Below are 1,136 nucleotides of genomic sequence, written 5' to 3'. Positions count from 1 at the left end.
GATTCGGAGAAGCAGCTCCTGGGGCAGAAGGCCCAGCGGGAGAAGGAGTGGAAGGCCGGCGACATGGACGTGGTCGCCGAGGTCACCGATGAGCTGATCGCCGAGGTGCTGGCCACCGCGACGGGGATCCCGGTGTTCAAGCTGACCGAGGAGGAGAGCACCCGCCTGCTGCGCATGGAGGACGAGCTCCACAAGCGGGTCATCGGCCAGGAGGACGCCATCAAGGCGCTGTCCCAGTCGATTCGCCGTACCCGGGCGGGGTTGAAGGACCCCAAGCGGCCGGGTGGCTCGTTCATCTTCGCGGGCCCGTCGGGTGTGGGTAAGACCGAGCTGTCCAAGACGCTGGCGGAGTTCCTGTTCGGTGATGAGGACGCGCTGATCCAGCTGGACATGTCCGAGTTCATGGAGAAGCACACCGTCTCGCGGCTGTTCGGCTCCCCGCCCGGCTACGTCGGGTATGAGGAGGGCGGGCAGCTGACCGAGAAGGTGCGGCGCAAGCCGTTCTCGGTGGTGCTGTTCGATGAGATCGAGAAGGCGCACCAGGACATCTTCAACTCGCTGCTGCAGATCCTGGAGGACGGGCGGTTGACCGATGCGCAGGGGCGTGTCGTGGACTTCAAGAACACCGTCATCATCATGACGACGAACCTGGGGTCCAAGGACATCTCCAAGGGCGTCTCGATGGGCTTTGCGCGCTCCAACGACGAGCAGGGCTCGTACGAGCGGATGAAGGCCAAGGTCGGGGAGGAGCTCAAGCAGCACTTCCGGCCCGAGTTCCTCAACCGTGTCGATGACACGGTGGTGTTCCACCAGCTGACGCCCAAGGAGATCATCCAGATCGTGGATCTGATGATCGCGCGGGTGGACGAGCGGCTGCACGACCGTGACATGGGGATCGAGCTGCGGCAGGAGGCCAAGGACCTGCTGGCCGAGCGGGGGTATGACCCGGTGCTGGGCGCGCGGCCGCTGCGGCGCACGATCCAGCGGGAGATCGAGGACAATCTGTCGGAGAAGATCCTCTACAACGAGCTCAAGTCCGGTCAGATCGTGATCGTGGGCACCGAGGGCTCGGGCGAGGACGCCAAGTTCACCTTCAAGGGCGTGCCCAAGCCGTCCACCGTCCCCGACAGCCCGCC

At 65.1% G+C, this 1,136-nt stretch carries 1 protein-coding gene; it reads left to right on the top strand.

The genetic code is table 11. The features are described 5' to 3' along the window. Positions 1-1,136 (top strand): AAA family ATPase (locus E1291_RS41465; RefSeq protein WP_131743481.1); only part of this gene is annotated, 1,136 nt, incomplete at both ends.

The sequence above is a fragment of the Actinomadura roseirufa genome (assembly GCF_900659635.1).
Taxonomy (GTDB): domain Bacteria; phylum Actinomycetota; class Actinomycetes; order Streptosporangiales; family Streptosporangiaceae; genus Spirillospora; species Spirillospora roseirufa.
This window is presented reverse-complemented; position numbering and strand designations above follow the sequence as displayed.